The sequence below is a fragment of the Pseudomonas sp. PDM17 genome, from assembly GCF_014851985.1.
Classification (GTDB): Bacteria; Pseudomonadota; Gammaproteobacteria; order Pseudomonadales; family Pseudomonadaceae; genus Pseudomonas.
Map to the genome: position 1 here is coordinate 595,756 of NZ_JACVAT010000001.1, position 15,334 is coordinate 611,089.

At 62.9% G+C, this 15,334-nt stretch carries 17 protein-coding genes and 1 tRNA gene; 17 read left to right on the forward strand and 1 reads right to left on the reverse strand.

The features are described from left to right. Positions 1 to 12: 12 nt before the first annotated feature. The 16 genes from aspS (at position 13) to nadA (ending at position 13,306) form a co-directional block, all read left to right on the forward strand. A complete protein-coding gene (gene aspS, locus IB256_RS02835) occupies positions 13 to 1,791 on the forward strand; it encodes an aspartate--tRNA ligase (RefSeq protein ID WP_192401208.1) in 1,779 nt (592 codons plus the stop codon). A gap of 73 nt (positions 1,792 to 1,864) precedes the next feature. Next, entirely contained in the window at positions 1,865 to 2,611 is a 747-nt protein-coding gene (locus IB256_RS02840; protein WP_192291378.1) for a YebC/PmpR family DNA-binding transcriptional regulator, read from the forward strand. A 116-nt stretch (positions 2,612 to 2,727) separates the two neighbouring features. Continuing rightward, positions 2,728 to 3,252, forward strand: coding sequence for a crossover junction endodeoxyribonuclease RuvC (ruvC, locus tag IB256_RS02845; RefSeq protein ID WP_081520158.1), 525 nt, complete (start codon positions 2,728 to 2,730; stop codon positions 3,250 to 3,252). 34 nt (positions 3,253 to 3,286) lie between these two features. After that, on the forward strand, positions 3,287 to 3,892 hold the full coding sequence (gene ruvA, locus IB256_RS02850; protein ID WP_081520159.1) for a Holliday junction branch migration protein RuvA: 606 nt from the start codon (positions 3,287 to 3,289) through the stop codon (positions 3,890 to 3,892). Between the two features lie 10 nt (positions 3,893 to 3,902). Continuing rightward, the gene (gene ruvB / locus IB256_RS02855; protein ID WP_138215289.1) at positions 3,903 to 4,961 is read left to right on the forward strand and encodes a Holliday junction branch migration DNA helicase RuvB; all 1,059 of its coding nucleotides are present in this window, start codon (positions 3,903 to 3,905) and stop codon (positions 4,959 to 4,961) included. 52 nt (positions 4,962 to 5,013) lie between these two features. Beyond that, entirely contained in the window at positions 5,014 to 5,460 is a 447-nt protein-coding gene (ybgC, locus tag IB256_RS02860; protein WP_081520161.1) for a tol-pal system-associated acyl-CoA thioesterase, read from the forward strand. Between the two features lies 1 nt (position 5,461). Continuing rightward, a complete protein-coding gene (gene tolQ / locus IB256_RS02865) occupies positions 5,462 to 6,157 on the forward strand; it encodes a protein TolQ (RefSeq protein ID WP_045210353.1) in 696 nt (231 codons plus the stop codon). 24 nt (positions 6,158 to 6,181) lie between these two features. After that, the gene (tolR, locus tag IB256_RS02870; protein WP_081520162.1) at positions 6,182 to 6,646 is read left to right on the forward strand and encodes a protein TolR; all 465 of its coding nucleotides are present in this window, start codon (positions 6,182 to 6,184) and stop codon (positions 6,644 to 6,646) included. Beyond that, the gene (gene tolA / locus IB256_RS02875; protein ID WP_192291376.1) at positions 6,643 to 7,695 is read left to right on the forward strand and encodes a cell envelope integrity protein TolA; all 1,053 of its coding nucleotides are present in this window, start codon (positions 6,643 to 6,645) and stop codon (positions 7,693 to 7,695) included. The genes tolR and tolA overlap by 4 nt, the downstream gene beginning before the upstream one ends. Then, complete coding sequence (tolB, locus tag IB256_RS02880; protein WP_192291374.1) at positions 7,692 to 8,990, forward strand: Tol-Pal system beta propeller repeat protein TolB; 1,299 nt, start codon at positions 7,692 to 7,694, stop codon at positions 8,988 to 8,990. Before tolA ends, tolB begins: the two co-directional genes overlap by 4 nt. 52 nt (positions 8,991 to 9,042) lie before the next feature. Next, on the forward strand, positions 9,043 to 9,549 hold the full coding sequence (gene pal / locus IB256_RS02885; protein WP_017522099.1) for a peptidoglycan-associated lipoprotein Pal: 507 nt from the start codon (positions 9,043 to 9,045) through the stop codon (positions 9,547 to 9,549). A 6-nt stretch (positions 9,550 to 9,555) separates the two neighbouring features. Then, the gene (gene ybgF, locus IB256_RS02890) at positions 9,556 to 10,398 is read left to right on the forward strand and encodes a tol-pal system protein YbgF (RefSeq protein ID WP_192291372.1); all 843 of its coding nucleotides are present in this window, start codon (positions 9,556 to 9,558) and stop codon (positions 10,396 to 10,398) included. Positions 10,399 to 10,594: 196 nt separating this feature from the next. Continuing rightward, positions 10,595 to 11,242: a 7-carboxy-7-deazaguanine synthase QueE gene (gene queE, locus IB256_RS02895; RefSeq protein WP_192291370.1), complete on the forward strand. Its 648-nt coding sequence runs from the start codon at positions 10,595 to 10,597 to the stop codon at positions 11,240 to 11,242. Between the two features lie 37 nt (positions 11,243 to 11,279). Next, positions 11,280 to 11,954, forward strand: coding sequence for a 7-cyano-7-deazaguanine synthase QueC (gene queC, locus IB256_RS02900; protein WP_192401618.1), 675 nt, complete (start codon positions 11,280 to 11,282; stop codon positions 11,952 to 11,954). 59 nt (positions 11,955 to 12,013) lie between these two features. Further along, a tRNA-Lys gene (locus IB256_RS02905) sits at positions 12,014 to 12,089 on the forward strand. A 158-nt stretch (positions 12,090 to 12,247) separates the two neighbouring features. After that, entirely contained in the window at positions 12,248 to 13,306 is a 1,059-nt protein-coding gene (gene nadA, locus IB256_RS02910; protein WP_192401210.1) for a quinolinate synthase NadA, read from the forward strand. A gap of 62 nt (positions 13,307 to 13,368) precedes the next feature. Here the strand turns inward: nadA and IB256_RS02915 are convergent, their stop codons facing one another. Further along, positions 13,369 to 14,805 (reverse strand): M48 family metalloprotease, encoded by a 1,437-nt coding sequence (locus tag IB256_RS02915; RefSeq protein WP_192291366.1) that lies wholly within the window; start codon positions 14,803 to 14,805, stop codon positions 13,369 to 13,371. Between the two features lie 227 nt (positions 14,806 to 15,032). Here IB256_RS02915 and IB256_RS02920 point away from each other — a divergent pair, with 227 nt between their 5' ends. Next, positions 15,033 to 15,284: a sulfurtransferase TusA family protein gene (locus IB256_RS02920; RefSeq protein WP_192291364.1), complete on the forward strand. Its 252-nt coding sequence runs from the start codon at positions 15,033 to 15,035 to the stop codon at positions 15,282 to 15,284. Positions 15,285 to 15,334: the final 50 nt, after the last annotated feature.

The following is a 15,334-nucleotide window of genomic DNA, read 5'->3' on the forward strand; positions in this document are numbered from 1 at the left end:
GCGAAACACACCATGATGCGCAGCCACTATTGCGGCCAGTTGAACGAGAGCCTGGACGGCCAGGTAGTCACTCTTTGCGGTTGGGTTCACCGTCGCCGCGACCACGGCGGGGTGATCTTCCTCGACGTGCGTGATCGTGAAGGTCTGGCCCAGGTGGTATTCGACCCGGATCGCCTCGAGACCTTCGCCAAGGCCGACCGTGTGCGCAGCGAGTACGTCGTGAAGATCACCGGCAAGGTGCGCCTGCGCCCTGAAGGCGCGCGCAACTCGAACATGGCTTCCGGCGCCATCGAAGTGCTGGGTCACGAACTGGAAGTGCTGAACCAGGCCGAAACCCCGCCGTTCCCGCTGGACGAGTACTCCGACGTGGGCGAGGAAACCCGCCTGCGCTACCGCTTCATCGACCTGCGTCGCCCGGAGATGGCCGCCAAGCTGAAGCTGCGTGCGCGCATCACCAGCAGCATCCGCCGCTACCTGGACGACAACGGCTTCCTCGACGTGGAAACCCCGATCCTCGGTCGCCCGACTCCTGAAGGCGCGCGTGACTACCTGGTGCCGAGCCGCACCTACCCGGGGCACTTCTTCGCCCTGCCGCAGTCGCCCCAACTGTTCAAGCAGCTGCTGATGGTGGCCGGCTTCGACCGCTACTACCAGATCGCCAAGTGCTTCCGCGATGAAGACCTGCGTGCCGACCGTCAGCCGGAATTCACCCAGATCGACATCGAAACCAGCTTCCTCGAAGAAAGCGACATCATCGAGATCACCGAGAAGATGGTTCGCCAACTGTTCAAGGAAGTGCTGAACGTCGAGTTCGATGAATTCCCGCACATGCCGTTCGAAGAGGCCATGCGCCGCTACGGTTCGGACAAGCCCGACCTGCGGATTCCGCTGGAACTGGTCGACGTGGCCGATCAGCTGAAGGACGTCGAGTTCAAGGTCTTCTCCGGCCCGGCCAACGATCCGAAGGGCCGCGTTGCCGCCCTGCGCGTTCCGGGCGGTGCGAGCATGCCGCGCAAGCAGATCGACGACTACACCAAGTTCGTCGGCATCTACGGCGCCAAGGGCCTGGCCTACATCAAGGTCAACGAACGCGCCAAGGGCGTGGAAGGCCTGCAGTCGCCGATCGTGAAGAACATCGCCGAGCCGAACCTGAACGAGATCCTCGATCGCGTTGGCGCGGTCGATGGCGACATCGTGTTCTTCGGCGCCGACAAGGCCAAGATCGTCTGCGACGCCCTGGGCGCGCTGCGCATCAAGGTCGGCCATGACCTCAACCTGCTCACCAAGGAGTGGGCTCCGATGTGGGTCGTGGACTTCCCGATGTTCGAAGAGAACGACGACGGCAGCCTGACTTCCCTGCATCACCCGTTCACCGCGCCCAAGTGCACCCCGGAAGAGCTCGAGGCCAACCCGGCCGGCAAGCTGTCCCGTGCCTACGACATGGTGCTCAACGGCACCGAGCTGGGCGGCGGTTCCATCCGTATCCACGACAAGTCCATGCAGCAGGCGGTATTCCGCGTGCTGGGCATCGACGATGCGGAGCAGGAAGAGAAGTTCGGCTTCCTGCTGGACGCCCTGAAGTACGGCGCACCGCCGCACGGTGGCCTGGCCTTCGGTCTGGACCGTCTGGTGATGCTGATGACCGGCGCGGCCTCTATCCGCGAAGTCATCGCCTTCCCGAAAACCCAGAGCGCCGGCGACGTCATGACCCAGGCTCCGGGCACTGTGGATGCCAAGGCCCTGCGCGAGCTGAATATCCGTTTGCGCGAGCAGCAGAAAGCCGCCGAGTAAGTCGATCCAGATTGCCGTGGCGCCCGCAAGCCGGGCGCCGCGTGCGAAGCAAACAAGCGATACGGAGTGAGTTATGGCTGGTCATTCCAAATGGGCCAACATCAAGCACCGCAAGGAACGTCAGGACGCCAAGAAGGGCAAGATCTTCACCAAGCTCATCCGTGAGCTGACCGTCGCTGCCAAGCAGGGCGGGGGGATTCCGGCGGACAACCCGCGTCTGCGCCTGGCCGTGGACAAGGCGCTGACTGCCAACATGACCCGCGACACCATTGATCGCGCCATCCAGCGCGGCGTGGGCTCCAGCGAAGCGGACAACATGGCCGAGCTGACCTACGAAGGTTATGCACCCAGCGGCGTGGCGATCATCGTCGAAGCGATGACCGACAACCGCAACCGCACCGCGGCCGAAGTGCGTCATGCCTTCAGCAAGTGCGGCGGTAACCTGGGTACCGATGGTTCGGTGGCCTACATGTTCGAGCGCAAGGGCCAGATCAGCTATGCGCCGGGCGTGAACGAGGAAGCCCTGATGGATGCCGCGCTGGAAGCCGGCGCCGACGACGTGGTGGTCAACGATGACGGTTCCATCGATGTTTTCACCACCTTCGCCGACTTCATCTCGGTCAATGAAGCGCTGACCGAAGCCGGTTTCAAGGGCGACGACGCCGAGATCACCATGATCCCGTCGACCACCGCGACCCTGGACCTGGACACCGCACAGAAGGTCCTCAAGCTGATCGACATGCTCGAGGACCTGGACGACGTGCAGAACGTCTACTCCAATGCGGATATCCCGGACGAGGTGATGGCCCAGCTGGGCTGATCCCTCCACCGGCGCTGGTCTGAAGCCGGAAGCGGGAGTGGTCGTCAGCGGCGCCTCCCGCTTCCGGTTTTTGTTATCTGAAGTACAGGTTACGGAAAAGGTTTGATCGGACGGACATGACCCTGATTCTCGGTATCGACCCAGGTTCACGAATAACCGGCTTCGGCGTGGTGCGCGACACCGGTCGTGGCTGCGAGTACGTGGCATCGGGCTGCATCCGTACCGGCAACGGCGAACTGTTCGAGCGCCTGCAGATCGTCTTCCGTGGCGTGCGCGAGGTCATCCAGACCTATCAGCCGACCATGATGGGCATCGAGCAGGTGTTCATGGCGCGCAACGCCGACTCGGCGTTGAAGCTGGGGCAGGCGCGCGGCGCGGCGATAGTCGCTGCGGCGGAAGAGGGCTTGCAGATCGCCGAGTACACGGCGAGCCAGGTCAAGCAGGCGATTGCCGGCACCGGTGGTGCGGACAAGCAGCAGGTCCAGATGATGGTCATGCACTTGCTCAAGCTTGTGCAGAAGCCGCAGATCGACGCCTCCGACGCCCTGGCCATCGCCCTGTGCCACGCGCACACCCGGCAGAGCCTGGTGCCGCACGGCCTGGTAGGCGCCCGCCGGCGTGGCGGACGCTTGCGCCTGTGATATCCGGAAAAACATTGAGCAAGGACAAACACCCGTGATTGGACGCCTGCGTGGCACCCTGGCGGAAAAACAACCGCCGCACCTGATCGTCGATGTGAATGGCGTGGGCTACGAGCTCGAAGTGCCGATGACCACCCTGTATCGCTTGCCGAGCCTGGGCGAGCCGGTGACCCTGCACACCCACCTCGTGGTGCGCGAGGATGCCCACCTGCTCTACGGCTTTGCCGAGAAGCGCGAGCGCGAGCTGTTTCGCGAGCTGATCCGCCTCAATGGCGTGGGCCCGAAGCTGGCGCTGGCGCTGATGTCGGGGCTGGAAGTCGATGAGCTGGTGCGTTGCGTGCAGGCGCAGGATACTTCCACCCTGGTGAAGATTCCGGGCGTGGGCAAGAAGACTGCCGAGCGACTGCTGGTGGAGCTGAAAGATCGCTTCAAGGCGTGGGAAAATATTCCTTCCATCGCGCCACTGGTGGTGGAACCCCGACTGGTTGCCGCAGTCTCAAGCGCCGAGTCCGATGCGGTCAGTGCGCTGATCGCCCTGGGCTTCAAACCCCAGGAGGCGAGCCGCGCCGTGGCCGCCGTGCAGGAGGAAGGCTTGTCCAGCGAAGAACTCATCCGTCGTGCCCTCAAGGGCATGGTCTAGGTAGCCATCGATGATCGAAGCCGATCGCCTGATCTCCTCTGTAACCGGTCGTGACCGCGAAGAGCAGCTCGACCGTGCCATCCGCCCGCTGAAGCTGGCCGACTACGTCGGTCAGCCGGTGGTGCGTGAACAGATGGAGTTGTTCATCCAGGCGGCCCGTGGGCGCCAGGAGGCCCTCGATCACACGCTGATCTTCGGCCCGCCCGGCCTGGGCAAGACCACCCTGGCGAATATCATCGCCCAGGAGATGGGGGTTTCGATCAAGAGCACCTCCGGCCCGGTGCTGGAGCGCCCTGGTGATCTGGCGGCGCTGCTGACCAACCTCGAACCCAACGACGTGCTGTTCGTGGACGAGATTCACCGCCTCTCGCCCATCGTCGAGGAAGTGCTGTATCCGGCCATGGAAGACTTCCAGCTGGACATCATGATCGGCGAGGGCCCGGCTGCGCGTTCGATCAAGCTCGATCTGCCGCCCTTCACTCTGGTGGGGGCGACCACTCGCGCCGGCATGCTAACCAACCCGCTGCGTGACCGCTTCGGTATCGTGCAGCGTCTGGAGTTCTACGGTGTGGACGACCTGTCCAGCATCGTCGCCCGTTCGGCGGGCATCCTCGGTCTGGAGATCGAGCCGGCGGGCGCCTACGAGATTGCCCGGCGCGCGCGCGGTACGCCGCGGATCGCCAACCGCCTGCTGCGGCGGGTGCGGGATTTCGCCGAGGTGCGCGGCACCGGCCACATCAGCAGCGATATCGCCGACAAGGCGCTGAACCTGCTGGACGTGGATGAAAGAGGCTTCGATCACCAGGATCGCCGCCTGCTGCTGACCATGATCGACAAGTTCGACGGTGGCCCGGTGGGGATCGACAACCTCGCGGCGGCCATCAGCGAAGAAAGACACACGATTGAAGACGTGCTGGAGCCCTATCTGATCCAGCAAGGCTATATCATGCGCACACCTCGGGGGCGTGTAGTGACCCGGCATGCGTACCTGCATTTCGGCCTGAATGTGCCGAAGCGGATGGGGGAGGGGACGACATCGGATCTGTTTGTCCCTGAAGATGGTAATTAATTGCATTTGTAGACGATTGCCGATTGGCAAAGTCTTTACTTGGTTCTAGAGTATGCGCGCGCAACACGGGGGTCAGCCGTTCCAGCAGCGGTATCGGGTCTATTACGAGGACACCGATGCCGGCGGCATCGTCTACTACGTCAACTACCTCAAGTTCATGGAGCGGGCTCGTACCGAGCGGCTGCGTGATCTGGGCTTCGCCCAGTCACAGCTGGCGGGGGAGAACCTGCTTTTCGTCGTTCATTCGGCTGAGGCGCGCTATCACGCGCCGGCCCGCCTGGATGACGAGCTGCTTGTCAGCGTCGAGGTGGAGGAGTTGAACCGTGCGAGCCTGAAGTTTCGTCAACAGGTTCGACGGGCGTCGGATTCGACCTTGCTCTGCGAGGGGCGATTCCTGGTGGCGTGCGTGCGGGCGGACAACCTGAAACCCCGCGCTATCCCAGATGTGTTGCGTGCGGCATTTGCCGGCAGTCCGGACACCCTTTCAGCAGGAGATTAACGTGGAACCGAACGTCGTCGACCATACTTCCATGTGGAGCTTGATCAGTAACGCCAGCGTCGTGGTACAGCTGGTGATGCTGACCCTGGTGGCCGCATCGGTCACTTCCTGGATCATGATTTTCCAGCGCAGCAACATGATGCGCTCGGCGAAGAAGGCCCTGGAAACTTTCGAAGAGCGCTTCTGGTCGGGCATTGACCTGTCCAAGCTCTATCGTCAGGCGGGCAGCAACCCCGATCCGGATTCGGGGGTCGAGCAGATCTTCCGTGCCGGCTTCAAGGAGTTCTCCCGTCTGCGCCAGCAGGCTGGCGTTGACCCGGATGCGGTGATGGAAGGCGTATCCCGCGCGATGCGCGTCGCCATTTCCCGTGAGGAAGAGAAGCTGGAAACCAGCCTGCCGTTCCTCGCCACTGTTGGTTCCACCAGCCCGTACATCGGTCTGTTCGGCACCGTGTGGGGCATCATGAACTCCTTCCGTGGCCTGGCCACCGTGCAGCAGGCCACCCTCGCCACCGTGGCGCCGGGTATTGCCGAAGCACTGATCGCCACCGCCATCGGCCTGTTCGCGGCCATCCCCGCGGTCATCGCCTACAACCGTTTCGCCGCCCGCTCGGAAATGCTCATCGGTCGCTACTACACCTTCGCCGACGAGTTCCAGGCGATCCTGCACCGCAAAGTGCACACCAGCGACGATTGATCGACGACCAAGAGGTAAGCCGTCATGGCAAGAGTTCGTCACAAGCGCAAGCCGGTCGCGGAAATGAACGTGGTGCCCTACATCGACGTGATGTTGGTACTGCTGGTCATTTTCATGGTGACCGCGCCCATGCTCAACCAGGGCGTCAAGGTCGACCTGCCCAAGGTTTCCAGCGAAGCGCTGCCGCAGGATAACGATTCCCGCGTGCTCACCATCTCCATCAAGGCCGACAAGACCTACTACTGGAACATGGGCTCCGAAGTGGACCCGGATCAGGGCAAGGCCAGCCAGACTGCCGTTGACCTCGACCAGCTGGTGACTGCGGCTACCGCGATCATGGCGCAGAACAGCAGTCAGGGTAAGAAAGTCCAGGTCTTCGTCCGTGGGGACAAGGCAGTCGACTATGGCTCTGTCATGGCCGTCATGGGCGGTCTGCAGAAAGCCGGAGTCGGCAACGTCGGTCTGATTACCGAGGCACCAGGTAGTTGATGCACCAGCTCGAGCGCTCTCAATCGGAAGGCTACTTCTGGCCAACGGTCCTGGCCGTGGCCCTGCATGTCCTGATCTTCGCCATGCTGTTCGTCAGCTGGGCCAGTACGCCTGAACTGCCGCCTTCGCGGCCGATCGTCCAGGCTACGCTGTACCAGCTGAAGTCCAAGAGCCAGGCGACCCAGCAGACCAACCAGAAGATAGCCGGCGAGGCGAAGAAGACTTCGGCCAAGCAGTACGAGCAGGAGCAGCTCGAGCAGAAGAAGGCTGAGCAGCAGGCATTGGCTGCTGCGAAAGCCGAGGAACAAAAGAAGGCCGATGCAGCTCAAAAGGCTGCAGATGCCGCCGAGAAAGCCGCTGAAGCCAAGAAGGCAGACGACGCCAAGAAGGTGGCCGATGCTGCCGCAGCCGCCAAGAAAGCGGCTGAGGCCAAGGCTGCCGAGCAGAAACAGCAGGCGGATATCGCCAAGAAGAAAGCCGAGGAAGAGGCCAAGAAAGAGGCCGCTGAAGAGGCGAAGAAGAAAGCTGCCGAGGAGGCCAAGAAGAAGGCCGCCGAGGACGCGAAGAAAAAAGCCGCCGCGGATGATGCCAAGAAGAAGGCTGCCGCGGTCGAGGCTGCGAAGAAGAAGGCTGCTGCAGCCGCTGCCGCAGCCCGCAAGGCCACGGAAGACAAGAAGGCCCAGGCGCTGGCCGACCTGCTGTCCAACGACACGCAACGGCAACAGGCCCTGGCCGACGAGCAAGGTGACGAGGTGGCGGGCAACTTCGACGATCTGATCGTCAGCCTGGTGAGCCAGCAGTGGAGTCGTCCTCCTTCAGCTCGTAACGGAATGAGCGTAGAAGTGCTGATTCAGATGCTGCCGAGCGGAGCCATCACCGGCGTAAGCGTAACCCGCTCCAGTGGTGACAAGCCGTTCGACGATTCGGCGGTGGCAGCGGTCAAAAACGTGGGCCGTGTTCCCGAACTGCAAAAACTGGATCGTGCCACTTTCGATAGCCTGTATCGTCAGCGCCGAATGGTCTTCAAACCGGAGGATTTAGATCTGTGAGTACCCTGATTCGCTTCGCGCTCTTCGCCCTGGCCCTGGTGGCCGGCGCAGCGCAGGCCGCCGACCCGCTGGTGATCTCCAGCGGTCGTGACTCGGCCGTCCCGATTGCCGTGGTTCCGTTCGGCTGGCAGGGCGGCAACGTCCTGCCCGAAGACATGTCGAACATCATCGGCAGCGACCTGCGCAACTCCGGTTACTTCGAGCCGATCCCGCGCCAGAACATGATCAGCCAGCCGGCCCAGGCCAGCGAAGTGATCTATCGCGACTGGCAGGCCCTCGGTGCGCAGTACGTCCTGGTCGGCAGCATCGTCCCCAGTGGCGGCCGCCTGCAGATCCAGTACGCCCTGCTCAACGTGGCGACCCAGGAACAAGTGCTGACTGGCAGTGTGGGTGGCACCACCGACCAGCTGCGCGACATGTCGCACTATATCGCCGACCAGTCGTTCGAGAAGCTCACCGGCATCAAGGGGGCGTTCTCCACCAAAATGCTCTACGTGACCGCAGAGCGCTTCTCGGTGGACAACACCCGCTACACCCTGCAGCGCTCCGACTATGACGGCGCCCGCCCGGTGACCCTGCTGCAGTCGCGCGAGCCGATCCTCTCGCCGCGCTTCTCGCCCGATGGCCGTCGCATCGCCTACGTGTCCTTCGAGCAGAAGCGTCCGCGCATCTTCATGCAGTACGTCGACACCGGGCGCCGCGAGCAGATTTCCAACTTCGAAGGCCTCAATGGCGCCCCGGCCTTCTCGCCGGACGGCAATCGCCTGGCCTTCGTGCTGTCGCGTGACGGCAACCCGGAAATCTACGTGATGGACCTGGGCAGCCGCCAGCTGCGTCGCCTGACCAACAACTCGGCGATCGACACTGAACCCTTCTGGGGCGCGGACGGCTCGACCCTGTACTTCACCTCGGACCGGGGCGGCAAGCCGCAGATCTACAAGATGAACGTGAACTCGGGCGCTACCGACCGCGTGACCTTCATCGGCAACTACAACGCCAACCCGAAACTGTCGGCGGACGAGAAGACCCTGGTCATGGTTCACCGCCAGGACGGTTTCACCAACTTCCAGATCGCGGCGCAGGACCTTCAGCGCGGTAATCTCCGGGTACTTTCCAACACCAACCTGGATGATTCGCCCACTGTTGCGCCAAATGGCACGATGCTAATATATGCCACCCGCCAGCAGGACCGGGGCGTGTTGATGCTCGTGAGCATCAACGGACGTGTTCGGTTACCGCTACCCACCGCTCAAGGCGACGTGCGCGAGCCTTCCTGGTCCCCTTACCTGAACTGACGGTTGCCAACTGTTTCAAATTTATACACTGGGGTTCATTAGGAGTTACATGATGGAAATGCTGAAATTCGGCAAATTTGCCGTTATCGCCCTCGCCATGGCTGTTGCCGTCGGCTGTTCGTCCAAGAAAGGCGATGCTACTGGCGAAGGCGCCAATGGCGGCGTTGATCCGAACGCTGGCTACGGCGCAAACAGCGGTGCCGTTGACGGCTCCCTGAGCGACGAAGCCGCTCTGCGCGCTATCACTACCTTCTACTTCGAGTACGACAGCTCCGACCTGAAGCCGGAAGCCATGCGTGCCCTGGACGTACACGCCAAGGACCTGAAAGGTTCCGGCCAGCGCGTAGTCCTGGAAGGTCACACTGACGAGCGCGGCACCCGCGAGTACAACATGGCTCTGGGCGAGCGTCGTGCCAAGGCCGTTCAGCGCTACCTGGTACTGCAGGGCGTTTCCCCTGCTCAGCTGGAACTGGTTTCCTATGGCAAAGAGCGTCCGGTTGCCACTGGCCACGACGAGCAGTCCTGGGCCCAGAACCGCCGCGTTGAGCTGAAGAAGTAAGACCTGATGCCGATGCGCCTGCGTTTTCTGACCTTGATCGCATGCGGACTGCCCCTCATGGCGGCAGCCGCGGTTCCGGTACAGGACGGTAATGGTGGCTACGCCAGCACACCGCCCTCGGGTTATGGCACCGCAGGCGCCGATGGCGCCTACGCCGGAGGCGGGATGACTACTCCCGTCTCCGGTCAGGCTCAGCTGTTCATGCAGCTGCAGCAGATGCAGGACGAGATGTCCCGTCTGCGCGGTATGCTCGAAGAGCAGCAGAACCAGATCCAGCAAATGAAGCAGGAAAACCAGGAACGCTTCCAGGACATCGACAGCCGCCTTTCCAGCGGTGCAGGTGCGGGAGCGGCCGGTGCTGCTGTTCAACAGGATTCCTCCGCTGCCGGCGCCAGTGCCGGAGCTGCCGCTGGAGCTGGTGTTGCTGCCGCCCAGCAACAGCAGCCCGCTGCCAGCAGCGAGCCGGGTGACCCGGCAAAAGAAAAGCTTTACTACGACGCCTCCTTCGACCTGATCAAGGCGAAGGACTTCGACAAGGCCAGCCAGGCCTTCGGCGCCTTCCTGCGCAAGTACCCGAACAGCCAGTACGCTGGCAACGCACAGTACTGGCTCGGTGAAGTGAACCTCGCCAAGGGCGACCTGCAGGGCGCAGGCCAGGCTTTCGCACGTGTCAGCCAGGCTTACCCGAGCAGCGCCAAGGTGCCGGATTCGCTGTACAAGCTCGCCGATGTCGAGCGTCGCCTGGGCAATACCGACAAGGCCCGTGGCATCCTTCAGCAGGTCGTGGCCCAATATCCGGGTACTTCCGCCGCCCAGTTGTCCCAGCGTGATCTGAAGAATCTGAAGTAAGCTCCCGTTCCATCTTGTGAAAACCCGCGCTAGTCGCGGGTTTTTTCGTTAGAATTCCCGCCCCCGGAAAGCAACAGTGGTTTCAGCTCGGCTGATGTCTGCTGTGTCCGGGATTGCCGGGCGCCCAGCGAGCGCGCCCACGACTCCAACGCAACGGAGGCGGATGGTCTGTGTAGCCGTCACGCCCGTGGCTGATATGCAACAGACCCTGCGCATTACCGAGATTTTCTACTCGTTGCAGGGGGAGACGCGCACCGCCGGCTTGCCGACTGTGTTCGTTCGCCTGACCGGCTGTCCCCTGCGCTGCAATTACTGCGATACCGCCTATGCCTTCAGTGGCGGCGAAATCCTGTCCCTCGACGCCATCCTTGACCAGGTTGCCCGGTACCGCCCGCGCTACGTCTGCGTGACCGGCGGCGAACCCTTGGCCCAGCCCAATTGCATCCCGCTGCTCGAGCGCCTGTGCGATGCCGGCTATGAGGTTTCGCTGGAAACCAGTGGTGCGCTGGACATTGCCGCCACCGACCGCCGTGTCAGCCGCATCCTCGACCTGAAGACTCCGGGCTCCGGGGAAGGGGCGCGCAATCGCTACGAGAACATCGGTGAGCTGACTTCCAACGATCAGGTGAAGTTCGTTATCTGCTCCCGCGAGGACTATGACTGGGCGGTGTCCAAGCTGATCGAGTACCGCCTGGAGCAACGGGCCGGCGAGGTGCTGTTCTCGCCCAGCCACCGCGAAGTGAACGCGCGTGCGCTGGCCGACTGGATCGTCAGCGACAACTTGCCGGTGCGCCTGCAGCTGCAGTTGCACAAGATTCTCTGGAACGACGAGCCGGGCCATTGAGCGCGGAGGAGACCTTCTCATGTCCATCAATCCATCCATGACCGACAAGAAAGCCGTAATCCTGCTCTCCGGTGGCCTGGATTCCGCGACCGTGGTCGCCATGGCCAGGGCCGAAGGGTACGACTGCTACACCATGAGCTTCGACTACGGCCAGCGTCACCGTGCCGAGCTGCAGGCAGCCGAGCGCGTGGCGCGCCAGCAGGGAGTGATCGAGCACAAGGTTATCGGCCTCAACCTGAATGGCATTGGCGGCTCGGCGCTGACTGACAGCAGCATCGACGTGCCCGAGGCACCGGGCGAAGGGATTCCGGTGACCTACGTGCCGGCGCGCAACACCGTGTTCCTGTCCCTCGCTCTGGGTTGGGCGGAGGTGCTGGGCGCTCGGGATATCTTCATCGGCGTGAACGCCGTGGACTATTCCGGCTACCCGGATTGCCGCCCGGAGTTCGTCGAAGCCTTCGAGCGCATGGCCAATCTGGCGACCAAGGCCGGCGTGGAGGGTGACGGCTTCCGTATCCAGGCGCCACTGCAGTTCCTTTCCAAGGCGCAGATCATCGAGGCGGGCATCGCCCGGGGCGTGGATTACGGCCTGACGGTTTCCTGCTATCAGGCCGATGATGAGGGGCGTGCGTGCGGTAAATGCGACAGCTGCCGACTGCGTTCCGAGGGCTTTTTGGCCGCGGGAATTTCCGACCCTACGCGGTATTTCTGAAAAAAGTTTTCGAAGGGTGTTGTTTTTGCGTTAGAAATCAGTATTATACGCCCCACGTTGGGTCGTTAGCTCAGTCGGTAGAGCAGTTGGCTTTTAACCAATTGGTCGTAGGTTCGAATCCCACACGACCCACCAACATGTAAGACAAAAGCCCCGTGATCGAAAGGTCACGGGGCTTTTGCCATGTGCCGGAAAAAGTCCGCCATATGGCCATCCACGGTGCACCGCGTCGTAAGGTGGTGGTGATAAAATCGCCGGCATAATCAGACCGTGCCTGTTGAGGTTTTCACACGATGTCCCAGATTTCCGAACGCCTGCTGGTCCAGGCCCATCTGTCGGCGAAGCAGCCGCGGGTGTTGAGTGCGCAGGAAGAGGCTGACTACCGTGCGGCCATCGCCGCCGAGCTGAAGGCGCAGAACGCCGTGCTCGTTGCGCACTACTACTGCGACCCGGTGATCCAGGCGCTGGCCGAAGAGACCGGCGGCTGCGTTTCCGACTCGCTGGAAATGGCCCGCTTCGGCAACCAGCATTCGGCGCAGACCGTGGTGGTGGCTGGTGTTCGCTTCATGGGCGAGACCGCAAAGATCCTCAACCCGGAAAAGCGCGTGCTGATGCCGACCCTGGAGGCGACCTGCTCGCTGGACCTGGGTTGCCCGGTGGAAGAGTTCTCCGCTTTCTGCGACCAGCACCCCGAGCGCACCGTGGTGGTTTACGCGAATACCTCGGCGGCTGTGAAGGCGCGCGCCGACTGGGTGGTGACGTCCAGTTGCGCGGTGGAAATCGTCGAGCACCTGATGGATAACGGCGAGCCGATCCTCTGGGCGCCGGACCAGCACCTGGGCCGCTACATCCAGCGCGAGACCGGCGCCGATATGCTGCTCTGGGACGGTGCCTGCATCGTTCACGAGGAGTTCAAGGCCAAGCAACTGGAGGACCTCAAGGCGATCTACCCGGACGCCGCGATTCTGGTGCACCCGGAGTCGCCGGAAGCGGTGGTGGACCTGGCCGATGCCGTGGGCTCCACCAGCCAGCTGATCAAGGCCGCACAAACGCTGCCGAACAAACGCTTCATCGTCGCCACCGACCGCGGCATTTTCTACAAGATGCAGCAGCTGTGCCCGGACAAGGAGTTCATCGAAGCGCCCACTGCCGGCAACGGCGCGGCTTGCCGCAGCTGTGCGCACTGCCCTTGGATGGCCATGAACACCCTGGAGCGTACCCTGGCGTGCCTGAAGGAAAGCTCGGGTGAAATCTTCGTCGACCCGGCGTTGATTCCCAAGGCGATCAAGCCGCTCAAGCGCATGCTCGACTTCACCCAGGCGGCGAAGCTGAAGCTGGCGGGCAATGCCTGATGCGCTGGCGTAAATGAAAAAGCCCGGCCAATGCCGGGCTTTTTCATGGGTGGGAGAAGGGCTCAGCGGCCCATCATTTCCTTGAGGACACGCTCCTGGTCGCGGAACTCCTGCTGGCGGGCATCCAGGCGTGCGGCCAGGGTGAAGTTGCCGCCGGCGCGACGCTTGGCGAAGTCCAGCTGCTCGATCGCCTGCTTGTAGTCGCCGGTGAGCGCGTAGTACTCCGCGCGGGCCTGGTACACGCCAATGGCGTTGCCGCTCAGGGTGCAGGCATCGGCGAGGCGGTTCCACACGTCCGGGTCCAGCGGGCGGCGCTGGGACAGCTTGAACAGTGTCTTCTCGGCGTCGGCGGCGCGGTTGGTCTTCATCATCAGGTCGGCGTTGGCCTGGATCAGCGGGTAGCTGTCAGGGTACTGGCCGAGCATCTTCTGCACCCGCGCCTGGGCGTCGGGCAGCTTGTTGGCGGTGATGTCGAGATCGGACATGGCCAGGTTGTAGCTGATGTCGTTGGGCGCCTTGGCCAGCAGTTGCTGGAGGTTGCTGCGGGCCTCGTTCAGCTGGCCGATCTTGGTCTGCGACAGGGCAAGGCCGTAGCGAGCGGCGTCGTTCTTCGGGTCTTCGTCGAGCTGCGCGCGGAACTGCTTGCTGGCCATGCCCGGGGTGTCCTCGAACATCTGCTGGACGCGGGCGCGCATCAGCTCATAGCGCAGCGAGTCTTCCTTGCCGCCCTTGGGGTATTGCTCGGCGCGGTTGCGGGTGTCGGCGATACGAGATTCGGTGACCGGGTGAGTCAGCAGGAATTCCGGCGGCTTGCCCTCGTAGCGGTACTGGCGGGCCAGGCGCTCGAACATGTTGGGCATGGAGCGCGGGTCGTAGCCGGCGCGGACCATGGTGGCAACCCCGACCCGGTCGGCTTCCTGTTCGTTCTGCCGGGAGAAGCGCAGCTGGTTCTGGATGGCCGCGGCCTGGGTGCCGGCGATGGCGGCGATACCGGCGTCACCGGCGCCTGCGGCGGCGGCGACGATGCCGGCCAGCATGGCGGCCATCACCGGAATCTGCATGCGCTGCTGCGCCTCGATGCCGCGGGCGAAGTGACGCTGGCTCAGGTGGCCGAGTTCGTGCGCCAGTACTGCGATGTACTCGCCTTCGGTCTGGGCATAGATGAACAGGCCGCCGTTGACGCCGACCACGCCGCCAGGGGCGGCGAAGGCGTTGATCTGTTTGTCTCGGATCAGGATGAACGCCAGGCGGTGGTCCTGCAGTTCGCTGGACTCGGCCAGGCGGTAGACGCTGGACTCGACATAGTCCTTGAGTTGCGGATCGTTGAGCGTGTCGACCTGATTGCGCAGCATGCTCAGCCAGGCGCGGCCGAGCTGGAATTCCTGCTCCGGGGAGACGATGGACGAGCTGGCGTCCCCCAGGGAAGGCAGGTCGTCCGCCAGGGCCGGCATGGCGAAGGCGATAGCGAGCGACAGCAGGGCAGGGCGGAGTACTTTCATGTACACGAGGCTCGTTCCGAGAAAGGCTCTACTTTAGCCGCAGGCTAACGCCTATGCCTAGTTTGCAGGGCGGAAGTGCGGCGCAATTCGAAACGGGTATTTCCGCTTCGCTTCCGTTTTAACCCCCCGAGGCTGACGGCTTGATTAATGATCGACGTCCTGGCCGGGCCTGGTTACTTTTCCAACGCTTTCGGTATTCTTGGGCGCCCTGACTGGAGTTCGTTTCGATGTCCGATACCACGCCATCCGTCCCCGTCTGTGACGCGGAGCTGGACGCCAGCGGTCTCAATTGTCCGTTGCCGCTGCTCAAGGCCAAGCTCGAGCTGAATCGCCTTCCCAGCGGCGCGGTGCTCAAGGTGATCGCCACCGATGCTGGCTCCCAGCGCGACTTCCGCGTTTTCGCCGATCTTGCCGGGCACTCGCTGCTGCATGAAGAGGTCGAAGCCGGCGTCTATCGCTACTGGCTGCGCAAGAAGTAGCCCCCGATCGCGGGTAACCGCGACGTTACCCCATTCGTTTCGCAGGTTTC